This is a genomic window from Burkholderia sp. LMU1-1-1.1 (assembly GCF_040675865.1).
In the GTDB taxonomy this organism is placed as follows: domain Bacteria; phylum Pseudomonadota; class Gammaproteobacteria; order Burkholderiales; family Burkholderiaceae_D; genus Rugamonas.
In genome coordinates this window covers 372368-397016 of the sequence record NZ_JBEGHG010000045.1, presented here as the reverse complement: position 1 = coordinate 397016, position 24649 = coordinate 372368, and the positions used below count along the sequence as shown (strand labels likewise).

At 66.1% G+C, this 24649-nt stretch carries 24 protein-coding genes; 10 read left to right on the top strand and 14 right to left on the bottom strand.

The features are described from left to right. The 12 genes from ccoP to MRBLMU1_RS25140 all read right to left on the bottom strand — a co-directional run bounded on the left by ccoP (position 1) and on the right by MRBLMU1_RS25140 (position 13624). Positions 1–984 carry a cytochrome-c oxidase, cbb3-type subunit III gene (ccoP, locus tag MRBLMU1_RS25195; protein ID WP_363507451.1) on the bottom strand — a complete coding sequence of 328 codons (984 nt, stop codon included), beginning with the start codon at positions 982–984 and terminating at the stop codon, positions 1–3. Then, entirely contained in the window at positions 977–1162 is a 186-nt protein-coding gene (locus tag MRBLMU1_RS25190) for a cbb3-type cytochrome oxidase subunit 3 (RefSeq protein WP_363507448.1), read from the bottom strand. The genes ccoP and MRBLMU1_RS25190 overlap by 8 nt, the downstream gene beginning before the upstream one ends. Before the next feature lies 1 nt (position 1163). Continuing rightward, the gene (gene ccoO, locus MRBLMU1_RS25185; RefSeq protein ID WP_090324282.1) at positions 1164–1778 is read right to left on the bottom strand and encodes a cytochrome-c oxidase, cbb3-type subunit II; all 615 of its coding nucleotides are present in this window, start codon (positions 1776–1778) and stop codon (positions 1164–1166) included. 14 nt (positions 1779–1792) lie between these two features. Then, complete coding sequence (ccoN, locus tag MRBLMU1_RS25180; protein WP_363507444.1) at positions 1793–3220, bottom strand: cytochrome-c oxidase, cbb3-type subunit I; 1428 nt, start codon at positions 3218–3220, stop codon at positions 1793–1795. A gap of 76 nt (positions 3221–3296) precedes the next feature. Then, positions 3297–3482 carry a cbb3-type cytochrome oxidase assembly protein CcoS gene (gene ccoS, locus MRBLMU1_RS25175; RefSeq protein WP_363507442.1) on the bottom strand — a complete coding sequence of 62 codons (186 nt, stop codon included), beginning with the start codon at positions 3480–3482 and terminating at the stop codon, positions 3297–3299. Beyond that, positions 3482–5965 carry a heavy metal translocating P-type ATPase gene (locus MRBLMU1_RS25170; protein WP_363507440.1) on the bottom strand — a complete coding sequence of 828 codons (2484 nt, stop codon included), beginning with the start codon at positions 5963–5965 and terminating at the stop codon, positions 3482–3484. Before MRBLMU1_RS25170 ends, ccoS begins: the two co-directional genes overlap by 1 nt. Beyond that, the gene (locus tag MRBLMU1_RS25165; RefSeq protein ID WP_363507623.1) at positions 5947–6777 is read right to left on the bottom strand and encodes a sulfite exporter TauE/SafE family protein; all 831 of its coding nucleotides are present in this window, start codon (positions 6775–6777) and stop codon (positions 5947–5949) included. Before MRBLMU1_RS25165 ends, MRBLMU1_RS25170 begins: the two co-directional genes overlap by 19 nt. 7 nt (positions 6778–6784) lie before the next feature. Then, positions 6785–8233 (bottom strand): oxygen-independent coproporphyrinogen III oxidase, encoded by a 1449-nt coding sequence (hemN, locus tag MRBLMU1_RS25160; RefSeq protein WP_363507437.1) that lies wholly within the window; start codon positions 8231–8233, stop codon positions 6785–6787. 14 nt (positions 8234–8247) lie between these two features. After that, a complete protein-coding gene (locus tag MRBLMU1_RS25155; RefSeq protein ID WP_363507434.1) occupies positions 8248–9897 on the bottom strand; it encodes a methyl-accepting chemotaxis protein in 1650 nt (549 codons plus the stop codon). Positions 9898–10005: 108 nt separating this feature from the next. Then, on the bottom strand, positions 10006–12111 hold the full coding sequence (locus MRBLMU1_RS25150; protein ID WP_363507431.1) for an EAL domain-containing protein: 2106 nt from the start codon (positions 12109–12111) through the stop codon (positions 10006–10008). A gap of 80 nt (positions 12112–12191) precedes the next feature. Then, a complete protein-coding gene (gene yiaA / locus MRBLMU1_RS25145; RefSeq protein ID WP_363507428.1) occupies positions 12192–12620 on the bottom strand; it encodes an inner membrane protein YiaA in 429 nt (142 codons plus the stop codon). 71 nt (positions 12621–12691) lie between these two features. Then, on the bottom strand, positions 12692–13624 hold the full coding sequence (locus MRBLMU1_RS25140; protein WP_363507425.1) for a DUF808 domain-containing protein: 933 nt from the start codon (positions 13622–13624) through the stop codon (positions 12692–12694). A 172-nt stretch (positions 13625–13796) separates the two neighbouring features. On the opposite strand from MRBLMU1_RS25140, the gene MRBLMU1_RS25135 reads away from it, so the two are divergent. Together MRBLMU1_RS25135 and MRBLMU1_RS25130 are read left to right on the top strand one after the other, a co-directional pair. After that, positions 13797–14438 carry a LysE family transporter gene (locus MRBLMU1_RS25135; protein ID WP_363507422.1) on the top strand — a complete coding sequence of 214 codons (642 nt, stop codon included), beginning with the start codon at positions 13797–13799 and terminating at the stop codon, positions 14436–14438. Between the two features lie 89 nt (positions 14439–14527). Further along, entirely contained in the window at positions 14528–16519 is a 1992-nt protein-coding gene (locus MRBLMU1_RS25130) for a DUF6600 domain-containing protein (protein WP_363507419.1), read from the top strand. A gap of 268 nt (positions 16520–16787) precedes the next feature. Here MRBLMU1_RS25130 and MRBLMU1_RS25125 read toward each other — a convergent pair whose 3' ends face one another. Further along, on the bottom strand, positions 16788–17279 hold the full coding sequence (locus tag MRBLMU1_RS25125) for a phage regulatory CII family protein (protein WP_363507416.1): 492 nt from the start codon (positions 17277–17279) through the stop codon (positions 16788–16790). 86 nt (positions 17280–17365) lie between these two features. Here MRBLMU1_RS25125 and MRBLMU1_RS25120 point away from each other — a divergent pair, with 86 nt between their 5' ends. The 4 genes from MRBLMU1_RS25120 to MRBLMU1_RS25105 all read left to right on the top strand — a co-directional run bounded on the left by MRBLMU1_RS25120 (position 17366) and on the right by MRBLMU1_RS25105 (position 20202). Beyond that, on the top strand, positions 17366–18208 hold the full coding sequence (locus tag MRBLMU1_RS25120; RefSeq protein WP_363507413.1) for a hypothetical protein: 843 nt from the start codon (positions 17366–17368) through the stop codon (positions 18206–18208). Between the two features lies 1 nt (position 18209). Continuing rightward, entirely contained in the window at positions 18210–18995 is a 786-nt protein-coding gene (locus tag MRBLMU1_RS25115; protein WP_363507410.1) for a DUF2491 family protein, read from the top strand. Positions 18996–19033: 38 nt separating this feature from the next. Continuing rightward, positions 19034–19828, top strand: coding sequence for a hypothetical protein (locus MRBLMU1_RS25110; protein ID WP_363507408.1), 795 nt, complete (start codon positions 19034–19036; stop codon positions 19826–19828). Between the two features lie 98 nt (positions 19829–19926). Beyond that, complete coding sequence (locus MRBLMU1_RS25105; RefSeq protein WP_315215811.1) at positions 19927–20202, top strand: DUF493 family protein; 276 nt, start codon at positions 19927–19929, stop codon at positions 20200–20202. Here the strand turns inward: MRBLMU1_RS25105 and gcvA are convergent. Beyond that, positions 20195–21097 (bottom strand): transcriptional regulator GcvA, encoded by a 903-nt coding sequence (gcvA, locus tag MRBLMU1_RS25100; RefSeq protein WP_363507405.1) that lies wholly within the window; start codon positions 21095–21097, stop codon positions 20195–20197. The two genes, MRBLMU1_RS25105 and gcvA, sit on opposite strands and share 8 nt — an antisense overlap. A gap of 122 nt (positions 21098–21219) precedes the next feature. Between gcvA and yfcF the strand changes: the two genes are divergently transcribed. From yfcF to MRBLMU1_RS25080, 4 genes are all read left to right on the top strand, one after another. Further along, a complete protein-coding gene (gene yfcF, locus MRBLMU1_RS25095; RefSeq protein ID WP_363507402.1) occupies positions 21220–21843 on the top strand; it encodes a glutathione transferase in 624 nt (207 codons plus the stop codon). Positions 21844–21885: 42 nt separating this feature from the next. Further along, complete coding sequence (gene lipB, locus MRBLMU1_RS25090) at positions 21886–22569, top strand: lipoyl(octanoyl) transferase LipB (RefSeq protein WP_363507399.1); 684 nt, start codon at positions 21886–21888, stop codon at positions 22567–22569. A 31-nt stretch (positions 22570–22600) separates the two neighbouring features. After that, positions 22601–23593: a lipoyl synthase gene (lipA, locus tag MRBLMU1_RS25085; RefSeq protein WP_363507396.1), complete on the top strand. Its 993-nt coding sequence runs from the start codon at positions 22601–22603 to the stop codon at positions 23591–23593. Positions 23594–24174: 581 nt separating this feature from the next. After that, positions 24175–24468, top strand: coding sequence for a hypothetical protein (locus tag MRBLMU1_RS25080; RefSeq protein ID WP_363507393.1), 294 nt, complete (start codon positions 24175–24177; stop codon positions 24466–24468). Positions 24469–24649: the final 181 nt, after the last annotated feature.

The window sequence follows — 24649 nt, the reverse complement described above, 5'->3', positions numbered from 1 at the left end:
TTATTCCGACGCGGCCGTGGCGGCGACCGCGGGGACGGCCGGAGCGGTTGGCGCGGGCGACGATTCCGGCGCGTTGACGTCGTTCGACAAGCTCCAGACATACGCCGCCAGCACGTGCACCTTGGCGTCGCCGAGGAAGTCCTCGAACGCCGGCATGGTGGCGTTGCGGCCCTTGCGGATGGTTTCCATCACGGTCTCGGCGCTGCCGCCGAACAGCCAGATCTTGTCGGTCAGGTTGGGCGCGCCGAGCGTCTGGTTGCCGGTGCCGCCGGCGCTGTGGCAGGCCATGCAGGCGCCGAACTTGCCCTTGCCGAACACCGCCTTGATCGGATCGGCGGTCGAGCCGGACAGGCTGAGCACGTAGTGGGCGACGTTTTCCACATCCTTGTCGGAGCCGAGCGCGGCGCCCATCGGCGGCATCACGCCCATGCGTCCGCGCAGGATCGATTCCTTGATGGTTTCCGGCGCGCCGCCGAACAGCCAGTCCTTGTCGGTCAGGTTGGGAAAGCCCTTGTTGCCGCGCGCGTCCGAACCGTGGCACTGCGCGCAGTAGGTCAGGAACAGGCGCTGGCCGATGGCGTGCGCCTTCGGATCGGCGGCGACCTTTTTGAGGTCCTGCTTCTGGTATTGCGCGAACAGCGGACCGTACTCCGATTCCGCCTGCTTCAGCTCGGCCTGGTACTGGCCGGACGATTTCCAGCCCAGCTTGCCCGCGTAGGTGCCCAGGCCCGGATACAGGAACAGATAAGCCAGCGCGAACACGATGGTGATGTAGAACAGCCACATCCACCAGCGCGGCATCGGCGTGTTCAGTTCGGTCAAATCCTCGTCCCAGGTGTGGCCGGTGGTGCCGACCTTGCCGTCCTTGCCCTTGGCCAGCTTGACCTTGGCCTGCGAGTACAGCAGGATGCCGCAGCCGGCGATGCCGAGCAGGGTCAGCACGACGATGTACATGTCCCAGAAACCGTTGGTGAAATCAGCCATGGCCGTTCTCCCGGTCGGGATGGTCGAGGTGCTCGTCCTCGAACGGCAGGTGCGCCGCCTTGGCGAAGTCGGCTTCCTTGTTGGAGATGAACGCCCACCACAGGATGCCGATGAACGTGATGAAGGAAATCACCGTCATCACGCTGCTGGCGCGGTCAAACAGGTTCTCGATAGCCATGCTAGTTCCTCGTCTTGATTAATGTGCCCAAGCCTTGCAGATAGGCGATCAGGGCGTCTTCTTCGGTCTTGTCTTTCAGCTCTTCCGGCGCGGCGGCGATCTCGGCGTCGGTGTACGGGTCGCCCAGGCGTTGCAGCGCGCGCATCTTCGGGACGATCTCGGCCGGCACCAGCGCGGTCTTCGCCAGCCATGGATAGTTCGGCATGTTCGATTCCGGCACCACGTCGCGCGGGCTGGCCAGGTGGGTGCGGTGCCATTCGTCGCTGTAGCGTCCGCCCACCCGCGCCAGGTCGGGACCGGTGCGCTTGGAGCCCCACTGGAACGGCCGGTCGTAGACGAACTCGCCGGCGACCGAGTAGTGGCCGTAGCGCTCGGTCTCGGCGCGGAACGGCCGCACCATCTGCGAGTGGCAGTTGTAGCAGCCCTCGCGCACATAGACGTCGCGTCCGGCCAGGCGCAGCGGCGAATAGGGTTTCAACCCCGCCACCGGTTCGGTGGTCGACTTCTGGAAGAACAGCGGGACGATCTCGACGGCGCCGCCGACGCTGACCACCAGGGTCACCAGCGCGATCAGCAGCCAGGGGTTTTTCTCGATCCACTCATGTGAGAATTTCATCTTCTACTCCGATATCAGGCGTGGCCGGCGGCCAGCGCGGGAATGCGCGCGGTCGCGGTTTCGCGGTTACGCAAGGTCATCCAGGTGTTGTAGCCCATCAGGCACATGCCGCTCAGGTACAACAGGCCGCCGCCGAAGCGCACCACGTAGTACGGATAGGTGGCCTTGACGCTCTCGACGAAGGTGTAGGTCAGGGTGCCGTCGGGGTTGACCGCGCGCCACATCAGGCCCTGCATGACGCCGGCGATCCACATGGCGGCGATGTACAGCACGATGCCGATGGTGGCGACCCAGAAGTGCAGGTCGATCAGCTTGGTGCTCCACATCTTTTGCTGGCCGGCCAGGCGCGGCAGCAGGTAGTAGATCGAGCCCATCGTGATGAAGCCGACCCAGCCGAGCGCGCCGCCGTGGACGTGGGCGATGCTCCAGTCGGTGTAGTGCGACAGCGAATTGATGGTCTTGATCGACATCATCGGCCCTTCGAAGGTGGCGATGCCGTAGAACGACAGCGAGACGATCATGAACTTGAGGATGGGGTCGGTGCGCAGCTTGTGCCAGGCGCCCGACAGGGTCATGATGCCGTTGATCATGCCGCCCCACGACGGCGCCAGCAGCACCAGCGAGAACACCATGCCGATCGATTGCGTCCAGTCCGGCAGCGCCGTGTAGTGCAGGTGGTGCGGGCCGGCCCACATATAGGTGAAGATCAGCGCCCAGAAGTGCACGATCGACAGGCGGTACGAGTACACTGGACGCTCGGCCTGCTTGGGGATGAAGTAGTAGACCATGCCGAGGTAGCCGGCGGTCAGGATGAAGCCGACCGCGTTGTGGCCGTACCACCACTGGATCATCGCGTCCTGCACGCCCGAGTAGGCCGAGTACGATTTAAACGCCGAGGCCGGCATGCTGGCGCCGTTGACCACATGCAGCAGGGTGACGGCGATGATGTAGGCGGCGAAGAACCAGTTGGCGACGTAGATGTGCTTGACCTTGCGCTTGATCAGCGTGCCGAAGAAGACGATCGCGTAGGCGATCCAGACCACGGCGATCAGGATGGTGATCGGCCACTCCAGCTCGGCGTATTCCTTGCCGCGCGTGAAGCCCATCGGCAAGGTCACGACCGCGCTCAGGATCACCGCCTGCCAGCCCCAGAACGTGAAGGCGGCCAGCTTGTCCGAGAACAGGCGGACCTGGCAGGTGCGCTGCACCACGTAGTACGAGGTGGCGAACAGGCCGCAGATGCCGAACGCGAAGATGACCGCGTTGGTGTGCAGCGGCCGCAGGCGGCCGTAGGTCAGCCAGGGGATGTCCAGGTTCAGCGCCGGCCAGGCCAGTTGGGCGGCGATGATCACCCCCACCAGCATGCCGACGATGCCCCAGACTACGGTTGCGATCGCAAATTGCTTGACGATCTTGTAGTTGTAGTTCTGTGCCAGGTCCACGAAGTTCTCCCATAGAACGCTTTGATGATGTAGATCAAAGGTTACTTATCGGGGCCTCAAAAAACCTTGATGTGGATCAAAATTTTCCGGATGGCTCTTTTTCGTTGGCGTTTGTCGCCGCGGAGTCGTCGTCCTGCAACACGCGCAGCGCCGGACCGACCAGGTCGTCGAACTGGCCGTCGTCGGCGGCGTGAAAGAACACCCACAGCGCCGCGAACACCAGGGCCACGCTGAGCGGAACCAGCAGGAATAAGGCTTCCATCACATTTCCTTTTTTGCACGCCCGCGCCCGCGCAGCCGCAGCGCGTTGAGCACCACCACGGCCGAGCTGGCCGCCATGCCGACGCCGGACAGCCAGGGATTGAGCAGGCCGAGCGCCGCCGCCGGAATCGCCAGCAGGTTGTACAGGCTGGCCCAGGCCAGGTTCTGGCGGATCACCGCCATGGTCCGGCTCGCCATGCGCGCGCTGTCGGCCACCGCGCCGAGGCGCCCGCCCAGCAGCACCGCGTCGGCGTGGGCCTGGGCCAGCGCCGCGCCCTCGCCCATCGCGAACGAGACGTCGGCCGCGCTCAGCACGGCGGCGTCGTTGAGGCCGTCGCCGACCATCGCCACCACCGCGCCCTTCATCTGCAGCCGGCGCACGAAGGCCAGCTTTTCGTCGGGCAGGTAGCCGCCGACGGTGGTGCCGATGCCGAGCCGGTCGCCGACGCTGCGCGCCAGCACGTCGTGGTCGCCGCTGAGCAGCACCACCGTCTTGCCTGCGCGGCGAAAGTAGTCGACGGTGGCCTGGGCGTCGGGCCGCAGGCCGTCGCGCAGCTGCAGACAGGCCAGCCACAGTCCCTCGGCCCCCAGATACACGGGGGTGGCGCCGTCGGCGACGGCGTGCGGCGGCATCGCGCCGCTGAGCTCGGAGACAAAACCGGCGTTGCCGAGGCGGTAGCGGCGGTTGTGCACATGGCCTTCGACGCCGCGTCCCGCCGTCTCCGTCAGCGCCGTGGCGTGCCAGTCGGCGCGCGCGCCGTCGCCCGCCTCGACGGCGGCGCCGACGATGGCGCGCGCCAGCGGGTGGCCGCTGCCGGCGTCGAGCGCGGCCGCCACCTGCAGGCAGAACTCGCCGCGCATCGTTCCCAGCGGCCGCACGTCTTGCAGCACCGGCCGGCCGAAGGTCAGCGTGCCGGTTTTGTCGAACACCACGTGGGTGGCGCGGTGCAGGGTTTCCAGCGTTTGCGCACCGCTCACCAGTACGCCCTGCCCGAGCAGCCGGTCGGTGGCGGCGGCCAGCGCGGTCGGCGTGGCCAGCGACAGCGCGCACGGGCACGACACCACCAGCACGGCGATGGCGATAGTCCACGCGTGCGCGGCGTCGCCGTCGAGCCAGAACCAGAAGCCGAACGCCGCCAGCGCGAACACCAGCAGCGCGGCGACGAACCAGGCGGCGACCTTGTCGGCCCACAGCGCGATGCGCGGCTTGTCGCGGCCGGCGCGGTCGATCAGCTTGACCAGGTTGGACAGCGTGCTGTCCTGCGCGCGGCGCGTCACCCTTGCCAGCACGACGGCGCCGGCGTTGATGGCGCCGCCGGGCAGCGCGTCGCCCTTGGCCTTGGCCACCGGCGCGCTCTCGCCGCTCAGCAGCGACAGGTCGAGCGTGGTGGCGCCGTCGACGATGACGCAGTCGGCGGCCACCGCTTCGCCCGGCTTGATCATGATGACGTGATCCACCAGCAGCGCGGCCGCCTTGACCAGGCTGGCGTCGCGGCTGGCGGGATAGTCCGCCAGCAAGGTCGCCGAGGCCGGCAGCGCGTGCTGCAGGCGTTCGAGCGCGGCGCCGGCCTTGCGGCGCGCGCGCAGTTCCAGGTGGCGGCTGCACAGCAGCAGGAAGATGAACATCGTCACCGAGTCGAACCAGACGTCGCCCTGGCCGCGCACCGTGGCCACGACGCTGGCGCCGAAGGCGGCCGCGATGCCCAGCGCGACCGGCACGTCCATGCCGGGCGCGCGGGCTTTGATACTGGTCCAGGCGCCGCGCCAGAACGGCTGCGCCGAGTAGCAGATCGCCGGCAAGGTCAGCAGCAGGCTGGCCCAACGCATCAGCGCGGCCATGCTGTCGTCCAGGGTGCCGTCCTCGGCCAGGTAGGCCGGCGCCACATACATCATCACCTGCATCATCGACAGCCCGGCGACGAACAGCTGGCGGCCCAAGGTGCGGGCGGCCTTGCGCTGCTGTTCGCCGTGGCGCCCGGCGTCGTAGGGATAGGCGCTGTAGCCGATGGTGTGCAGCGCGGTCAGGATGTCGGCCGGCTGGCAAGCGTCCGGACGCCAGCGCACGTACAGGCGCTCGGTGGCGACGTTGAGCTGGGCGCTGTCGACGCCGGGCAGGCGCGCCAGCCGGCTTTCGATCAGCCACACGCACGCGGCGCAGCGGATGCCCTCGACCGACAAGGTGGTCTCGCGGCTGTGCTCGTCGAGCGCGAAGCGGGGATCGGCGTTGTCGTACAGTTGCAGTTCCGGCGGCAGCAGTTGCGCGCCCTCGGCGGTGGCGGCGAAGGCCGAGCGGTCGCGGTAGTAGGATTGCTGGCCGAGATCGACGATCGCCTGCGCCACCGCCGCGCAGCCCGGGCAGCACATCGCGCGGTCGGTGTCGTCGATGCGCACGGTCCAGGCGCCCGGGGCCGAGTCCGGCACCGGCAGGCCGCAGTGGTAGCAGGCCGCGCCGGCCGTGCCGCCGGCTAGTGTGGCGTTAGGCATAGGATATCCATCCAGGCGGGCGTGATGGCGTGCCCGGCGACCACGCCGGCCGCCCGCGCGATGCCGAGCAGGCCGAATGCCAGCACCAGCAGGCCGCAGGCGATGCGCACCCGGCGTTGCTGCATGGCCCGGCGCAGCCGCGCGCCAAGCAGGCCGAGGCCGGTCAGCATCGGCAAGGTGCCGAGGCCGAAGGCCAGCATGACGGCCGCGCCGCTGGCGGCGTCGCCGCTCAGCATGGCGGTCAGCAGCACGCTGTAGACCATGCCGCACGGCAGCCAGCCCCACAGCGCGCCCAGCGCGAACGCCTGGTGCGGCCGGTCGGCCGGCATCAGCGTTTTCATCGCCGGCGCCATCCACGGCTGGGCGCGCTGCCACAGCACGCGGCCGGCCTGTTCCAGTTTGGTCAGGCCGTGCCAGGCGTTCATCAGGTACAGGCCCAGCGCCACCAGCATCAGGTTGGCCAGCCAGTAGAAACCCAGTTGCAAGCCGGCCAGGGAGGCCAGGCTTTGCGCGCCGTTCGCCAGGCCGCCGGCCAGCGCGCCGGCCAGCATGTAGCTGCCGATGCGGCCGGCGTTGTAGGCCAGCACGCGCGGGATCGCTCGCGCCGCCGCCGCCGGTCGCGGGAAGAACGCCGCCCCCGCGCCGCCGGCGAACCTGGCGGCGCTTTGGATCGGGATGACGTTGCGCGGCAAGGCGGCCGGGCCGCCGGCGCTGGCCGAGATGGCGCCGACGATGCCGCCGCACATGCCGACGCAATGGATGCTGCCGGCGAGTCCGACCAGGAATACGGGCAGCAGCTGGTAGCCGGTGATCATGATGTCAAATGGTTTTGGAGTAGCGCAGCGGCTGCGTGGCGTCGGCGCGCGCCTGGGTCAGGTAGCGGTCGAACACCATGCAGATATTGCGGATCAGCAGGCGGCCCTTGGCCGTGACGGTGATCCAGTGCGGGTCGACGGTCAGCAGGCCGTCGGCCTCGAAGGCTTTCAATTTCTCCAGCTCGTCCGCGAAGTACAGCGGGAAGCGGATCGGGTAGGCCTGCTCCAGCGACGAGATCGACAATTCGAAGTTACACATCAGCTTTTGGATGACGATGCGGCGCAGCAGGTCGTCGGTGTCGAGCTTGATGCCGCGCGCGATCGGCAGCACGCCGCCGTCGAGCTTTTCGTAGTAGGCGTCGAGCGTCTTTTCGTTCTGGCTGTAGGTGGCGCCAACGGCGCTGATGGCGGACACGCCGCAGGCGATCAGATCGGTCTCGGCGCGCGTCGAATAGCCCTGGAAGTTGCGTTGCAGCCGGCCCTGGCGCTGGGCCACGGCCAGCTCGTCGTCCGGCTTGGCGAAGTGGTCCATGCCGATGTAGACGTAGCCGGCCGCGCACAGGCGGGCGATGCACAAGGCCAGCAGCTCCAGCTTGACGGCGGCGCTGGGCAGGTCCGTATCGAGGATGCGGCGCTGCGGCTTGAACACGTGCGGCAGGTGGGCGTAGTTGTACAGCGCGATGCGGTCCGGGCTGGCCGCGATCACCTTGGCCAGCGTTTGCTCCATGCTGGCGGTGGATTGCTTCGGCAGGCCGTAGATCAGGTCGATGCTGACCGAGCGGAAGCTGGCGTCGCGCGCGGCGTCGATGACGGCGCGCGTCTCGGCCTCCGGCTGGATGCGGTTGACGGCCTTTTGCACGTCGGCGTCGAAGTCCTGCACGCCCAGGCTGATGCGGTTGAAGCCCTGCGCGCGCAGGCTGTGCACGCGCTCGGCGCGGACGGTGCGCGGGTCGATCTCGATCGAGTACTCGCCCACCGCGTCGGGCGCGAAATCGAAGTTGGCGCGCAGGTGCGCCATCAGGTCGCCCATCTGGCGGTCGCTCAGGTAGGTCGGCGTGCCGCCGCCGAAGTGCAATTGCTCGAGCTGGCCGATGCCGGCGAACAGGCGGCCCTGCATGTCGAGCTCCTGCTTGAGGTAGCCGAGGTAGGTGGCGGCCTTGCCGTGGTCCTTGGTGACGATCTTGTTGCAGCCGCAGTAGTAGCAGACGGTGTCGCAGAACGGGATGTGGATGTAGAGCGACAATGGCCGCTGGCTGCGGCGCATGCGCAGGCCGGCGACGGCCTCGAGGAACTGGCCGTAGCCGAACTCCGGCGTGAAGCGGTCGGCGGTCGGGTACGAGGTGTAGCGCGGCCCCGACTGGCTCAGTTTGCCGATAATGGCGGCGTCGAATTCGACCGTGGGAAAGGCGGCGCCGACGCCGGCGTGGTCGGGACCGGGGATGGAGGTATGCATGGTCAAGACCGTTCTCAGGCGGCCAGGCGCGCGGCCGGCGGCGATTGGCGGACCGGGCGCGCGGTCGGCCGCGCCGGCGTGGCGCGGCCGAACTTGAACAGGCTGACCGCCTGCGTCAGGCCGCCCGCCTCCAGCGCCAGGCTGGCGGTGGCGGCGGCCGCCTCTTCGACCAGCGCGGCGTTCTGCTGCGTGACCTGGTCCATGTGGGCGATGGCCGAGTTGACCTGGTCGACGCCGATGCTCTGCTCGCGCGAGGCGACCGAGATCTCCTCCATGATGGCCGTCACCTGCCGCACCGAGGCCACCACTTCCTTCATGGTGGCGCCGGCGCGGTCGACCTGCACCATGCCGGCGCTGACCTTGCCGACCGAGACATCGATCAGGTTCTTGATGTCCTTGGCGGCGGTGGCGCTGCGCTGGGCCAGGTTGCGCACCTCGCCGGCGACGACCGCGAAGCCGCGTCCCTGCTCGCCGGCACGGGCCGCCTCGACGGCGGCGTTGAGCGCCAGGATGTTGGTCTGGAAGGCGATGCCTTCGATCAGGCCGATGATGTCGACGATCTTGCGCGAGGAATTGTTGATCTCGTCCATGGTGGCGATGACCTCGGCGACGATCTCGCCGCCCTGCACCGCCACCGTCGAGGCGTTCTGCGCCAGCGCGTTGGCCTGGGCCGAGTTGTCGGCGTTTTGCTTGACGGTCGACGAGAACTGTTCGACGCTCGACGCCGTCTCCTCCAGGCTGGCGGCCTGGGCCTCGGTGCGGCCGGACAGGTCGGCGTTGCCGGCGGCGATCTGCCGCGTGGCCACGGCCATCGTCTCGACATTGACGCGGACGTCGCGGATGGTGGCGATCAGGTTGCTGTTCATTTGCTGCAGCGCGCGCAGCAGCTGGCCCACCTCGTCGGTGGCCTCGGTGTCGAAGCTGCCCGACAGGTCGCCGGCGGCGATGGCGCGGGCGCCGTGCAGCGCGCGGTCCAGCGGTTGCAGCACGGACACGCGCAAGGTGTACCAGAGGAACACGTTGATCAGCAGGCCGATGAAGGTGGCGCCGAAGATGGCGTAGCTGTGGCCGCCCCCGCCGCTCATCAGCGCGGCCGCGCAGACGATCACCTGCAGCACGTTGACCACGCTGGTGGCCAGCCACACGCGCATCGCCAGCGAAACGTGGCTCAGGCGCGCGAGCAGGTTGCCGACGCCGGGGCGTATCACCTGGCCGTTCTTGATGCGGATGCCGTGGCCTTCGTCGGCGTGGATGTCGCGGTAGGCCTGTTCGGCCTTGGCGATCTGCTCGCGCGCGGCCTTGACGCGCACCGACATGTAGCCGGTGGTTTTGCCGTTTTCGCGGATGGGGGTGATGTTGGCGCGCACCCAGTAGTGGTCGCCGTTCTTGCAGCGGTTCTTGACCAAGCCGGTCCACGGCGTGCCCGACTGGATCGAGGCCCACAGGTCGGCGAAGGCCTCGGCCGGCATGTCCGGATGGCGCAGGATGTTTTGCGGCGCGCCCAGCAGCTCGGCTTCGTCGTAGCCGCTGATCTGCGTGAAGTAAGGGTTTACGTAGGTAATGTTGCCCTTTAAATCAGTTTTCGAGACGATGGCCTGGTCGTCGAGGACGTCCACTTCCCGGTTGGTGACGGGGGGCTTGTTGCGGGGTTGATTGTTGCGCATCACGTGGCTCCGGCTGAATTGTTGCTCTATCACAATAGATGCAGCCAGTGTACGGAGTGCCAAAGTAAATTTTATTGATGTAGATCAAAATTCTCCGGATTGGCCGCCCTAGCCGGTGTACAACGGGCGGGCGCGGCCGACCGCGTAGCCCTGCGCGTAGTCGACCCCCAGCGCGCGCACCACGGCCAGCGTGCTGTCGTCCTCCACATACTCGGCCACGGTGCTGATTCCCATCACGTGGCCGACCTCGTTGATGGCCTTGACCATCGCGCGGTTGACGGCGTTGTTGGCGATATCGCGGATGAACACGCCGTCGATCTTGAGGTAGTCGACCGGCAGCGCCTTGAGGTAGGCGAACGACGACAGGCCGCTGCCGAAGTCGTCGAGCGAAAAGCGGCAGCCGAGCGCCTTGAGCCGGGTCATGAAGTCCTGCGCCTTGACCAGGTTGGCGATGACGGCCGTCTCGGTGATCTCGAAGCAGATCTGGTCCGGGGCCACCTGGTGCCGGGCGAACTGCTCGAGGATGTAGTCGTGCAGGCCCTCGTCGCCGAGCGAGGTGCCCGACAGGTTGATCGAGTAGCGGCCGGAGTAGCCGGCCGGCGCCGGCTGTGGGCCGTCGGCGCCGGCCGCCGTGCCGTCGCGCACGCTGCGCACGTGGCGGCACACGGCGCCGATCACCCAGCGGTCGATCGCCGCCATCATGTCGTAGCGCTCGGCGGCGGGGATGAAGGCGCCGGGCAGGATCGGCTCGCCGGGGCCGGGCTGGATGCGGATCAGCACCTCGTCGTGCACCTCGCCCGGCCGGCCGAGGCCGACGATGGGCTGGGCGTACAGCCGGAAATGCTGGTGCTCGAAGGCCTCGTTCAGGCGCGACACCCATTGCATCTCGCCCTGGCGGCGCGCCAGGCGCTGGTCCGACTCCTGGTACATGTGGACGCGGTTGCGGCCGCGCTCCTTGGCCAGGTAGCAGGCCTGGTCGGCGGCGATCAGCAGTTCGGACATCGACTTGCTGTGCTGGTTGATCTCGACCACGCCGATGCTCACGCCCAGCTCGAAGGTGCGGCTGTCCCAGACGAAGCGGAAGTTCCTGACCGACTGCCGGATGGCGTCGGCCACCAGCAGCGCCTGGTCGGGCGGGCAGTGCGGCAGCAGCACGCCGAGCTCGTCGCCGCCGAGGCGGGCCAGGATGTCGCTGTCGCGCATCTCCGTCTGCAGCATCTTGGCCAGCAGCTGCAGCAGCAGGTCGCCGGCGCTGTGGCCGCAGGTGTCGTTGACGATCTTGAACTGGTCCAGGTCCATGTACAGCAGTGCGTGCACGTGCTCCTCCTGCTTGGCGCTGTGCAGCGCGCCGGCGATCTGCGCCTCGAACTCGCGCCGGTTGATCAGGCCGGTGAGCGTGTCGTGGCTGGCGTTCCACGACAGCTGCTTGCTCAGCTTGCGCTCGTGGCTGACGTCGCGGAACACCACCACCGCGCCCAGCAGCTCGCCGGTGTCGGACCAGATCGGCGCGGCCAATTCCTCGACGGCGACGCGGCGGCCCTCGCGCGTGATCAGCTGGTTTTGCGACGGCATGCTGATGGTCTGGCGCAGGCGCAGGCATTGCAGCGCCGCGTGTTCGGCCAGCGGCGCGCCGTGGTCGTCGATCAGCGGCAAGGTGGTGGCGATGTCCAGGCCGCGCGCCTCGTCGGCGCTCCAGCCGGTCAGCTGCTCGGCGATGCGGTTCAGGTATTCGGTTTTGCCGTGGTCGTCGGTGGTGATGACGCCCTCGCCGATCGAGCGCAGGGTGACGTCGGCGCGCTCGCGCTCGCGCGCCGTGTCCTGCTCCATCCGCTTGCGTTCGGTGATGTCCCAGACGATGCCGAGCGTGCCGGTGGGACGGTTGTGTTCGTCGCAAAACACGTGCGCCTTGGCCGCCAGCCAGTGCTGGCTGGCATCGTCCCAGACGACGCGGTACTCGACGTCGTAGCCCGAGCCGCAATCGACCGCCTCCTGCATGGTGTTGAGCAGGCGGTCGCGGTCCTCGGGGTCGACGAACCGCAGGAACTGCGAAAACGGCTGCGCCAGATCGCCGTCGGGCAGGCCCAGCAATCCCGCGCCCCAGTCGATCCAGTTGACGACGCTGTTGATGACCGTGCCATCCGTGATGTGCGAATCCCAGATGGTCATGCGCGCGGCGTCGAGCGCCATGCGCAAATGGCGCTGAATGATGTCCATGCTCTTTGTGCTCCAAAAGCCACGCCTACAGCCATTGGAGCGGGGACGAACGAAAAAGTTCCGTGAAAGGGGCGGGCGCCCTATTTCGCGTCGACCGGGCCGGCGGCCTGTTGTTTGACGGCGCTGAGGTCGCGCACGTTCTTTTGCACCGCCACCGCGCCGAACAGGCTCAACAGGAAGGCCATGGCGTAGAAGCCTTTTTCGCTCATGGTCAGGGTCGCGTTCATCAGGCCGACGGTCAGCAGCAGCAAGGTCAGGATCAGCGACAGCCAGCACAGGCCGAAATACAGGCCGCTGACGGGGATGCCCTCGGCGCGGTCGCGCACCGATTTCTGCAGCGAGACGGCGGCGAACAGGCCGTACATCAGGATGGTGAAGTAATAGCCCTTTTCGTTGAGCTGCATGGTGGCGTTCCACAGGCCGACCATGAAGGCCGACGCCCCGGCCAGCAGGGCGATCCAGGAGGCGGCGACGAAGGCGGGGGTGGGACCGAGTTGGGGGTGGGCCATGGGTACTCCTTGCGGTAGGGAAGGCGGCGCCGGGCCGGCGCCGCCTGTGCATCGTAACAGAAGCGTCGGGCTTATTTCTTGAATGGGCGCAACATTTTGCCGCCGATGGTGACCACCACCAGCGCCAGCGCGCCGGCCAGTACGCCGGCCACGGCGTCGATCACGCTCGGCGTGATGAAGCCCAGCACCGGTCCCAGCGCCGGGACCGCCGCCGCCACCTCGGTGGCGTGGTGGACGATGTCGTGCGTGCCCGGCGTGCCGTGCACCAGGATGCCGCCGCCGACCATGAACATGGCGGCCGTGCCGACCACCGACAGCAGCTTCATCAGCCGTGGCGCGGCGGCCAGCAGCACGTTGCCGAGGGCGCGGGCGGCGCCGTTGGCGCGCTGGCTCAGGTACAGGCCGGCGTCGTCCATCTTGACGATGGCGGCGACGATGCCGTAGACGCCCACCGTCATCACCAGCGCGATGCCGACCACCACCATCGCCTGCTTGACGAACGGCTCGCCCGCCACCGTGCCCAGCGCGATGACGATGATCTCGGCCGAGAGGATGAAGTCGGTGCGCACCGCGCCCTTGATCTTGTCCTTTTCGATGGCCACCATGTCGGCGTCCGGATCGCTGAGCGCGGCCGCCAGCTCCTGCTTGTGCTTGGCGTCCTCCTCCTTGTGCAGGATGCTGTGGGCGATCTTCTCGAAGCCCTCGAAGCACAGGTAGAGGCCGCCGATCATCAGCAGCGGCGTGATGGCGGCGGGCACGAAGGCGCTGATGGCCAGCGCGGCCGGCACCAGGATGGCCTTGTTCTTCAGCGAACCGAGCGCCACCGCCCACACCACCGGCAGTTCGCGGTCGGCGCGCACGCCGGCCACCTGCTGCGCGTTCAGCGCCAGGTCGTCGCCCAGCACGCCGGCGGTTTTCTTGGCCGCCACCTTGCTCATCAGGGCGACGTCGTCGAGGATGGTGGCGATGTCGTCGATCAGCGCGAACAGACTGGAGCCGGCCATCTCAGCGGCTCCCTTGCGGGGTGGGGGGGAGGGTAGGGGTCATGGGTGTCCTTGGTGGCCAGCAATATTAAAGGAGCAATATTAACCCATGGGCAGGACGCGGCGATATGGCTTCGCAGCTACAATGTGCGTTGCCTCGCAGCGCCGCTGCGTTCTGACCTATGGAATGACTATGAGCTTCGCCACCTGGATGGGATTTTTCATCGCCGCCTGCATCATCGCCGTGTCGCCCGGCTCGGGCGCGGTGTTGTCGATGTCGCACGGATTGTCGTACGGCGTGCGCCGTGCCAGCAGCACCATTTTCGGCCTGCAGACCGGCCTGCTGCTGGTGTTTTTCATCGCCGGCGCCGGGGTCGGCTCGCTGCTGCTGGCCTCCGAACTGGCGTTCAACGTCGTCAAAACGGTGGGCGCGCTGTACCTGATCTACCTGGGCCTGAGCCAGTGGCGCGCCAAGGTGACCATCGACGAACAAAAAAGCCAGGCCGAAGTGGCCGTGCCGTCGGCGCGCAAGCGCTTTTTGACGGGCTTCCTGACCAACGCCACCAATCCCAAGGGCATCATTTTCATGGTGGCGGTGCTGCCGCAGTTCATCAACCAGCATGCGCCGCTGCTGCCGCAATTGCTGATCCTGGCGGCGACCATGTGCGCCATCGATCTGGTGGTGATGCACAGCTATGCCTACCTGGCGTCGTCGATGCAGCGTTTTTTCCGCGACGCCAGCGCCGTCAAGAAGCAGAACCGGGTGTTCGGCGGCTTGCTGATGGGCGTGGGCGCGGCGCTGTTCTTCGTCAAGCGGGGCGGCGCGACAACCTGAGGTATGATTTACTTTGCAAGTATTTGTAACCCCGGTAGTCGAATCGCGGCCTGCGGCGTTATAGCTGGGGTAAATAGAGGAGCGCTGCCATGAGCCGCAAGATCATTCCGTCCGTCGTGCTGGCCGCCCTGGCCAGCTTCAGTTCCGTTGCATGGGCGGAGGACCCGCCCGCCGTGGTGGGGCGGATTTCGGCCGTCCAGGGCCAGGTGACCTTGGTGGGCAACGATCCCGACGGCGACAGCGAACCGGTCGCCGCCTCGCTGAACTGGCCGGTCACCGGCGCCAACCACATCAACACCGCCAGCGGCGCCCGCACCGAGTTCCGGGTCGGCTCGACGGCGGTGCGGCTGGACGGCGATTCCGACCTGGAAATCACCGCCATGGACGAGGATTTGCTGCGGCTGCGCCTCAATTACGGCAGCGTCAGCATCCGCGTGCGCAGCCCCGAGCTGCTGCGCGACTTCGAGCTGGCCACGCCGCAGGCCCGCGTCACGATGCTGGAGCCGGGCTTGCTGCGGGTCGACGCCGAGCGCGTCGCCGATACCACCCAGGTCAGCGTGCTGGGCGGCAGCGCCCGGGTCGAGGGCGCCGGTTCGTCGGTGGTGGTGAGCAACGGCCGCCAGGTCGACATCGGCGGCGACGACGTGCGCACCGGCGTGGCCCGGCGCGACGGCTTCGATGCCTGGGCCGACGAGCGCGACCGGCAGTCGGAGGCCGTGGTGACGTCCCGCTATGTGTCCAGCGGCATCACCGGCTACGAGGAACTGGACCGCAACGGCAACTGGACCGAGAGCGCCGAATACGGCCCGCTGTGGGCGCCGCGCAATGTCGCGGTCGACTGGGCGCCCTACCGCGACGGCCGCTGGACCTGGCTGGCGCCGTGGGGCTGGACCTGGGTCGACAACGCCCCGTGGGGCTACGCGCCGTCGCATTACGGCCGCTGGGTGACGGTCAACCGCCGCTGGTTCTGGGCGCCGGGCCGTCCGGTCGGGCGTCCCGTGTGGGCGCCGGCGCTGGTCGGCTGGGTCGGCGGCGACGGCTTCCCGCACCATCGCGGCCCCGGCCTGGGCTGGTTCCCGCTGTCGCCGCGCGAGCGCTACGTGCCGGGCTACCGGGTTTCGAACCATTACGAGAACCGCATGACGTGGCACTACAACGGCAAGCCGTACCGGCCACGGTCCGACCGGCCGGACCGCCGCGACGGCGTGACGATGTTGCCGCGTGATCAATTCGAGGGGCGCCACACGGTGCCGGTCAATCGCGGCGGCGTGGTGATCCCGCCGGCCAACCTGGTCAAGAACGTGGTGACGGTGGCGCCGCCGACGCCGGGCCCGGGCACGCGGGCGGGCGATCCCGGCCGCCGGCCCTGGCCGGACCGCGACGGCGACGGCCGGCCGGACCGCTACGGGCGCAACGACCGGAATGACCGCAACGACCGCAACGACCGATTTGAGCGCAACAACGGCCAGCAGCCGGGGCGGGTGATCACCGCGCCGTCGCAGCCCCAGCCGCAAGTGCAAATTGGCCAGGGACCGGGGCGTCCGCAGACCACCACCACGCTCGCCCCCGGGCAATTCGGCACGCCGAACGCGCCGGCGCAGACGATCAATCCGAACGATGTGGCGATCGAGCTGCGGCCGGGCTACCGTCCGCGCCCGCCGAATTCGGTACAGCAGCCGGGCGTGATGCCGGCGCCGATATTGCACGTCAACCCGAACCGCGACCGTTTCAATCGCGACGACGACAACGGCCGCCGGCCATCGCGTCAGCGTGACGATGTGCGGGAGGCGCGCGAGCGTGAGCAACAGCGGCCGGCGTTCCAGCCGCAACAGCCGCAGCAACAGCCCCCGCCGCACCAGGTCCAGGTGCAACCGCAGCGTCCGGTCCAACCGCAGTTCCAGGCGCAGCAGCAATTCCAGCCGGCGCCGCGTCCATCCCCGCCGCCGCAGGTGAGCCAGCCCCAGCCGCAGGTTCATCAACCCGCGCCGCAAGCGCAACCGCGCCGGGAGCCTGAACGGCGCAACGAGGGGCAAAACCAGGGCCGCAACAACGGCAACCGGCCGGCGCACAACCTGCAGTAAACGACGGTTCAAACCGGAAAATAGCAGTTCAGACGGCAAAAAATGCAGTTCGTCACAATCGGCTGGAAGTGGTCCCCCGCTTTGCATACAGTAGCAACATTGCAAAACGGTGGCAGCGCGAAGACAAGGACGACAACGTCCGCCGCGCGGCGCCATCGGGACCGCATCCATTTGCCCTGCTATTTTCTAGGTAATTCCCGAGAGAGAATAGTCTTCGCCAGCCTACGGGCTGGCTTTTTTTGTCTAAAGATCCCGGAGTTGCTTTTGGTTAGCCGGGACTGCGGGCGGCTTTTTGGCGCAGGCGGGCGCGCCATTCTCCCAGCGCCGAGAGCGCTCCCTGGAATTCGCGCTCGATCAGGTCGGCCTCGGCGGCCGTGACCTTGCCGTCCAACAGCGCCGTCGAGACCGCTTCGGCCACCGACCCCACTTGACTCATCACCTTGCACACCGTTTGCGAGAGGTCGTCGTCGCCGATGTTCTCCGGCAGCGGGACGACGAACGCGGCCATGCCGTGGCGCGTCAGCAGCGCGTGCAGCGGCAGGTGCGCGTCGGCCACGCCGGCGCGGTGGCACAGGTCGACCACCGCCGACACCTCCTCGAACGACGGGTAGTGCGAGGCGATCGTCGGCGCCAGCTTGTTGCGCAGCACGTTGACCGAGATGCCCATCGCTTGCGCGAGCGCGTCGATGCCGCCGGGATAGCTGCGCGCCACCTTGTAGAGCGCGTCGTGTTGGTTCATGTCCAGGTATTTGCGTGTCATGGTGAAGCGTGCCTTTTATTACCGATGCATCCGCCGTCATCGGGCGCTATGCTGCTTTTTATTCAACTTGTTTGTGAAAAGACATCATGAAGCCCCTTCAATCCGCACTGTTGCTGAGCTTTTGCCTTGCGCTCGGCGCCAGCGCCCCGGCGCAAGCCGAGGCCAAGCCTTATTTTGGCACATCGTCATCGTACAAAAGTGGATTTTCTTCGCAAAAAGGCAATACCGCGAGGAGCCGGCCGTCGGCGCCGCCGGCCAACCGCCAGAGCGGTCCCGGCGCGTTCGGCAAGGCGCCCGGCTCGCCGGCGTCCGCCTATCCGCGTAACAGCCCGGCGAATGCGTCGGCGGCTTCGCGCGACCTCGACCGCAGCGCCGCGCAAGCCCGGGCGCTCGACAATCTGGACGCCCGGCGCGCCGCCGCCAGCAGGCCGGCGCCGTTGCCGCCGCTCAACGATACGCCGCTACGGCCCGCCTCGCCCGTCCCTGCTACGCGGCCGGATGCGATCGCGGCCCGCAACACCGCCACCGCGCCGCCCGGTTATCCGCAGCAGGTGATTGTGCAGCAGCCTTCCGGTGGCGGCGGTCTGATGAACGGGGTGCTGGGCTTCATGCTGGGCCGCGCGATGAGCCAGGCCAACCAGCCGGTGGCGTATCCGACACCTTCGACCACGGCGGGAAGCGTGCCGCCGCCCGCGCCGGCCATCAACCAGGCCGGCCAGATCACCGGCATGCCCGGCCTCGGCGATCCGCCGGCCGCCGATGCGCGCACGCCTGCGCCGCCTCAACCGTCGTTCGGCGCCAGCGTACTACGCTGGTTCGCCTGGCTGGGCCTGGTGAGCGCAATCGCCTGGGCGGCCGTGTTCGCGGTGCGCAAGTTGCGCCGTGCGCGCGCGGCCAGACAGCCCAATTATTCATTCGAGAGGAATTGAGATGAGCTGGACGGATGCTTACAACTACCTGCGCAACGGCGTTGCCAAGCTGGGCGGCGCCGACGCGCCCCGCGCCGACCAGGACCTGCCGCTGCGCGCGCGTATCGGCAGCCTGGTGCGGCTGCAACAGTCGCCGCTGCTGGGCGCGCTTGCCAACGGGTCGCTGATCGCGATGCCCGACGCCGACGACAACCGCATCGTCGCCGTCTCGCAAATCCGCCTCAGGCAGACGGGCGGCCTGTATCGCTACTACCTGGATACGGGCGATGTGAACGAGAAGGAAAAATTCCTGCAGGTGTACCGCAACGCCGAAGGCAAGGTGGCCGAGGTGATGTATTGCACCCAGCTGGCGCGCGTGATTCCCGAGACCGTGGAGGACCAGGAGGCCTACATGGGCCTGGCCAACGCCGGCCTGGGCGACCGCAGCTACACCTTGTGGCGCGCGCAGCTGGGCGACATCGGCCTGGACGAGGCCGATCTGGACCTGGTGTTCGGCAAAGACGAGGGCGTCGATTACTGGCGCGACGCCGGCGGCGACGACGAGGAATTCATCGCGCCCTTCTCCGGCACCGAAACCCGGATCGACAACCCGAGCGGCAGTCTCGGCTTGCGCCAGGAAATGTATTTCATGCCGTATGTGCGCCAACTGCGCGACGGCGGCAGCGAATACCTGCTGATCACGACTGAGATCATCAGCAGCGTGAACGGCGACGCATCGAAACGCGGGATCCATGTGGACTTTGTCATTGGCATCCCGGTGGAGCAGGAACGCATCGTTATCCAATGATGCGCATTTTTAACGTCAATTCTAAAAGGAAGACCGACATGAGCAACTCGAATGGCTGGGGTTTGACCGCGCGCCTGATCTCCAAACACTTTGGCGCCCTGGGGGACCGCGTGTCCGAGGCGATCGCCAATTTTGATCCGGAAACGGCGACCGAGGCCGACCGCGACCGTCTGGCCGACAGCCTGCGCGGCACCGCGCAAAAACTGGCGGCCGCCCGCGCCTCCTTCGACAAGGAGGCGGCGGACGTCGTCAAGCTGCGGCAACTGATCGCCACCGACGAGCAGGCAGCCGGCACCTTGGCCGACCGCCTGGCCTCCGGCAAGATCTCGGAGGCGACGATCACCCTGTTCTGTGACGAGCTGGAGGCGAACAAGCAGCGCCTGCCGCAGGAGTTGCAGGAGGAGGCCGACGCCCGCCAGTACATGGACGAGCTGCAAACCATCGTCGACGCGTTGTCGAAGCAATTGGCCGAGTTCGACTCTGCGGCGAAGAAGGCGATGCAGGCGCTGGCCAGCGCGCGCGCCCAGCAGGATTTGCAGGAGCTGCGCGCCGAGCGCCAGGCCCAGCTGGCCGGCCTGTCCGGCATGCGCGGCAATTCGAGCGCCCTCAACGCGCTGACCCGCCGCGCCCAGGCCATCAACAACGAGGCGGCCGGCCTGAAGATCGTCACCGATATCGGCCAGCGTCCGTACGAGCAGGCGGCCGAGCTCGAGGCGATCCGCAAATCGGTGACCCAGCCCGGCCTGGGCAACGAGTCGGCGCTGGCGCGGCTGCAGCGGCTGTCGGGCCGGCAGGCCGCCGCGCCGGCCGCGCTGGAGATGGGCAAATCGTAAGCCGCGCCGGGTTTCCGGCGAATTAGCGAGAATTGCTACAATGGAGGCCGGCGGCATCGCGTTGATGCCGCCGGTTTTTATTTTTGATTGGAATGAATATGCAAGCGATCCCGCCGTCAGAGTCCCTCATCGAATACCCGAGCGACTTCCCGATCAAGGTGATGGGGCCGACTCATATCGACTTCGCCCCGACCATCGTGCTGGTGGTGCAAAAGCACGACCCGGAATTCCACGAAGGCAAAATGGAAGTGCGTCCTTCGGCCAAGGGCAACTACACCGGCCTGACCGTGACCGTGCGCGCCGTCAGCCGTGAACAACTCGACGCGCTGTATTCCGAACTGTCGGCGCACCCGATGGTCAAAATAGTCATGTAAGTTGCTGGCGCTGGAAGGCGGTTATCTCTTCCAGCAACCAGTTGCGAAACGCCACCACCTGCGGCCTGCCGGCCGAGGCGGCGGGCGCGACGAAGAAATATTCATCCGGGCAAGGCGTGGCGATATCGAACAGCCGCACCAGTTGCCCGGAGGCGATCTCCTGCATCGCCACCACGTGGCGCACCAGCGCCACCCCGTTGCCGTCGGCGGCGGACCTTATCAGCATCGACAAATCCTCGAACATCACGCCGCCCGATGGCTCCGCCATGTCGACGCCTGCCGCGCGCAGCCATGGGGCCCACGGTTCGACCGAGCGCAGCAGCGTTTGCCGGGGCAGATGTTGCGGCGTTGCCGGCAGCTGGCCATCCCGATAGTGGGGACTCACTACGGGATAGTAGACGTCGCCCATCAGCCGCTCCACCACCATGCCCGGATAGTTGCCCCGGCCAAAACGGATGCCGACGTCGATGCCGTCGCGCGCCAGATCCTGCAGTTGCCCGCTCGACTGCAGCACCACCTCTATATCGGGATGCAAATCGATGAACCGTCCCAGCCGGGGCGCCAGCCAGCGCGCCGCGAACGAGGGGATCGACGTCACCGTCAGCCGCTGGTTGACGCTGGCCGCCCGCATCGCGTCGGCCGCGACGGCGATATCGGCGAACGATTTGCCTAAAAACTGGGCAAATTTGAGCGCGTCGCTAGTTATTTTCACCTGTCGGCCGTTGCGCACGAACAGCGGCCTGCCCAATTCCTGCTCCAGCGCCCTGACCTGATGGCTGATCGCGCCATGCGTCAGATGCAACTCTTCCGCCGCCCGCGAGAAGTTCTCGTGCCGGGCCGCCGCCTCGAAGGCGCGCAAAGCGGAAAAATTGGGCAGGCGGCGGCTGGCGCTCATCAGGTCGGCATGCTGTGGATAACTATGTGAATAAAATTAGCAAGAATCACGAAAATATAACGTTATACAGGCGCTACGGCAAGGTCTAACATGTGAATAAATCTACCCAAGCCGGAGCTGCCATGTCCTTTATCCTGTATGTCGATAGCCTGTTCACCAGCCCTTACGCCCTGTCCGCCTTTGTGGCGCTGACCGAAAAAGGCGTGCCGTTCACCTTGCGGACGGTGGATCTGGAGGCCGGCCATCAAAAACGCAGCGACTACGCCGACCGCGCGCTCACCGCCCGGGTGCCGGCGTTGGTGGAAGGCGATTTCGTGCTGACCGAGTCGAGCGCGATCACGGAGTACCTGGATGAAAGTTTCCCGGTGCCGGAATATCTGGCGCTGTATCCGAAGGACCGGCGCCAGCGCGCCCGGGCGCGGCAGGTGCAGGCGTGGCTGCGCAGCGATCTGGTGCCGGTGCGGGTCGAGCGCGACACGGAAACGGTGTTTTTCGGCAAGGCCAGTGCGCCGCTGACCGAGGCCGGCCGGGCCGCCGCCGACAAGCTGATCCACGTTGCCGATCAGCTGGTGAGGGGGCCGCATCTGTTCGGCGAGTGGTCGATCGTCGATGTCGATTTGACCATGATGCTGAACCGGTTGATCTTCAATGGCGACGACGTGCCGCAGAAATTGAAGGATTACGCCGCCGCCCAGTGGCAGCGTCCGTCGATCCAGCAGTGGCTGGCGCGGCATCAGCCGGGCTAACGGCCTTCAGCCCCGTTGAGCCGCCTGATTTATAATGGCGGCATGACGTCTCCTACCCATACCGAGCCGGCGCTGATCCGCCACCTCGGTCTCGCCGACTACGACAGCACCTTCGCCGCGATGCGCGCCTTCACCGACGCGCGCACGCCGGACACCCGCGACGAACTGTGGATCGTCGAGCATCCGCCCGTGTTTACGCTGGGCCTGGGCGCCGACCGTGGCCACCTGCTGGCCGGCGCGTCCGCCATTCCGGTGGTGCAGACCGACCGGGGCGGCGAAGTCACCTACCACGGCCCCGGCCAGGTGGTGATTTACCTGCTGATCGACCTGCGCCGCAACAAGCCGGGCGGGAAGCTGTACGCCCGGCAATTCGTCCATAAAATCGAGCAAGCGATCATCAATGTGTTAGGGGCGTATAATCTCGTCGGTGAGCGCGTTGAAGGCGCGCCGGGCATCTACATGGCCGGCGGGCCGAAGCAAGGCGCCAAAATCGCCGCGCTCGGCTTGAAAGTGCGCGGCAACGGTTGCACCTACCATGGGCTGTCGCTGAATGTGGCGATGGATTTGGCCCCGTTTTCCTGGATTAATCCTTGCGGCTATGCCGGGCTGGAAACAGTCGATATGCGGTCCGTCGGCGCCCAGGCGCAATTGTCGGACGTGCAACAGCAACTGGCCGACGAACTGATACGCGTCCTGGCTCTTGTAGAACCAGCAACACACGAATAACCAAACTATGCCCGCGAGGGCACGCAGCCAAATGACCACTGAGACCACCTCCAGCATCGCCCCCGCTTACAACCCGAGCGAAAAGCAAAAAGGCGCCAGCAAAACCGCGCGCATCCCGATCAAGATCGTGCCGATCGAGCAAGTTGAGCGTCTGAAGAAGCCGGAGTGGATCCGTGTCAAGGCCGCGTCGGCTTCGACCCGTTTCTACGAGATCAAGGACATTCTGCGCGAGAACAAGCTGGTCACCGTCTGCGAAGAGGCGAGCTGCCCGAACATCGGCGAATGCTTCGGCAAGGGGACGGCCACCTTCATGATCATGGGCGACAAGTGCACCCGCCGCTGCCCGTTCTGCGACGTCGGCCACGGCCGTCCCGATCCTTTGGATAAAGAAGAGCCGGGCAACCTGTCGCGCACCATCGCCGAGCTGCGCCTGAGCTACGTGGTCATCACCTCGGTCGACCGCGACGACTTGCGCGACGGCGGCGCCGGCCACTTCGTCGAGTGCATCCAGAACACCCGCGCGCTGTCGCCGAAGACGCAGATCGAAGTGCTGGTGCCGGACTTCCGCGGCCGCCTGCAAAAGGCGCTGGACATCTTCAAGGACGGCCTGCCGGACGTGATGAACCACAACCTGGAAACGGTGCCGCGCCTGTACAAGGAAGCGCGTCCGGGGTCGGACTACATGCACTCGCTGCAGCTGCTCAAGGAATTCAAGGAACTGTATCCGGAAGTCAAAACCAAGTCGGGCATCATGGTCGGCCTGGGCGAGACCGACGAGGAAATCCTGCAGGTGATGCGCGACATGCGCGAGCACAACATCGACATGCTGACCATCGGCCAATACTTGGCGCCTTCGAACAGCCACCTGCCGGTGCGCCGCTACGTGCACCCGGACGTGTTCAAGATGTTCGAAGCGGAAGCGTACAAGATGGGCTTCAAGCACGCAGCCGTGGGCGCCATGGTGCGCAGTTCGTACCACGCGGACGAGCAGGCGCATAACGTGTTGGCCGCTGTCAACGAGTAATCTGATAGAAATCTTTGCGGGGGCCACCGTCTGTGCGCTCCCGCAGCTTCTCCGTAGGCACTACGCATTGGTCAATCAGATGTTCAAGGATGCGAATTCACCAAGCTCAGCGCTTGACATCGCGCCTACCCATTCAATCAGCCTCTGACCTCGCGGTCAACGTTGTTTCAGCCAACATGTCGCTATAAGCGCGATCAGACTGGCACTTTCCCCTCCCATCGATTTTTGCTTTCGTTGCCCGACTGCCGTCCTGGCTCTATCGCCGGCAGCGGCAGTTGTCGCGCTGAACAGCGTTCGCTGCATCCGAATGGTCATATTCATTATTAAGGTTGAATGTATCTAATTGTATTTAGAAATAATTAGATACTTAAACGCCATCCGTTGGTCTATCCCTCATATCATAAAAAAATCCGAAAAAATCTATCAAATAGTAACAATTGCAGTATGTTAATGTTTGTTAATAAAAATTGATTTTTAAAATAAAAAACATTAACTTATATAGCAATGGAGATTGACGGGAAAACCGGCGACGGGAATATTGCCATCCCGATATAAATTGGCGAAACTACGGAAAGGCAAAAATGCGTACCTTAGAACTTCACGAATTAAAATTTGTTGCCGGTGGCGAAATGGAGGACGACAATGACGACGAGGGCGGCGGCGGCGACCCGTCCCCTTCCTATGTCGACGCAAAGTCCGCCCCGCCGGACGACGCATCGAAATCGAACGCGCCAACGACCGATAAGGACGGCAATACGACAACCACCAGCGTGTGTACCACCATCAGTGCGGGCGTGGTGTCGCAGCAAACCTGCGTGAACTCGGATAACACGACAACGGTTCAAACCTGCGTCAAGCGGGCCCCGGAGTTGTGACTGGGAATTATTGTACTACGACGACATCGCAGACCCGCGCAAACGCGCGATAGGGTATTGCGGTTAGCGGCAGCGACGCTTACTGAACGGTAAGCGTTTACCAGTGGCGTCAAACCAGGAACAGTAATCCGAAAAATTATGTTTAAAGTCCCCCGGAAATCGCTAATCGCAGTCATTATTC